Source organism: Pontibacter sp. HSC-14F20, assembly GCF_019599265.1.
Classification (GTDB): domain Bacteria; phylum Bacteroidota; class Bacteroidia; order Cytophagales; family Hymenobacteraceae; genus Pontibacter.
In genome coordinates this window covers 1-299 of the sequence record NZ_JAHZTC010000075.1, presented here as the reverse complement: position 1 = coordinate 299, position 299 = coordinate 1, and the positions used below count along the sequence as shown (strand labels likewise).

Genomic DNA, 299 nt, shown 5'->3' with positions numbered 1-299 from the left:
CCCGGGCCTTCAGGCGCTGGAGCCGGTGGTTGACCTCGATCATTCGGTTGCCCTGGCCCTTAAAACACTGCCCCCGCAGCGGGCAGCCCTGGCACCGGCGGGCCTGATAACGGGAGAGGGTGGAAATATACCCGAGTTCAGAAGTGCGCCTGTGCTCTCCCACCTTCTCCAGCCGCTGGCCCATGGGGCAGACAAAGAAGTCCTCTTGCTGGTTATAATACAGGTTCTGGCTCAGGAAGGGGTTGTGCTGGTGTTTCTTTTTCTGCTCCGAGTGGAAATAGTTGTACTTGACGTAGGCT

1 protein-coding gene is annotated in these 299 nt (G+C 58.5%); it reads right to left on the bottom strand.

Annotated features, from left to right (window positions below; all coding sequences use genetic code 11):
• A partial coding sequence (locus K3G39_RS20565) for a transposase (protein WP_220628042.1) occupies window positions 1–299 on the bottom strand: 299 nt, incomplete at both ends.